The sequence below is a fragment of the Streptomyces sp. 5-10 genome (genome assembly GCF_014712245.1).
In the GTDB taxonomy this organism is placed as follows: Bacteria; Actinomycetota; Actinomycetes; order Streptomycetales; family Streptomycetaceae; genus Streptomyces; species Streptomyces violaceusniger.
On sequence record NZ_JACVYG010000013.1, the window covers coordinates 177744 to 178098 of the forward strand.

Sequence of the window (355 nt, forward strand, 5' to 3'; positions counted from 1 at the left end):
TTGAGAACTGCACAGTGGACGCGAGCATCTGTGGCCAAGTTTTTAAGGGCGCACGGTGGATGCCTTGGCACCAGGAACCGATGAAGGACGTGGGAGGCCGCGATAGGCCCCGGGGAGCTGTCAACCGAGCTGTGATCCGGGGGTGTCCGAATGGGGAAACCCGGCAGTCGTCATGGGCTGTCACCCGCTGCTGAACACATAGGCAGTGTGGAGGGAACGCGGGGAAGTGAAACATCTCAGTACCCGCAGGAAGAGAAAACAACCGTGATTCCGGGAGTAGTGGCGAGCGAAACTGGATGAGGCTAAACCGTATGTGTGTGATACCCGGCAGGGGTTGCGCATGCGGGGTTGTGGG

1 rRNA gene (running past one end of the window) is annotated in these 355 nt (G+C 59.7%); it reads left to right on the forward strand.

The features are described 5' to 3' along the window. The first annotated feature begins 32 nt into the window (after nt 1–32). A 23S ribosomal RNA gene (locus tag IEJ02_RS18070) occupies nt 33–355 on the forward strand; it runs 3246 nt beyond the window's last position.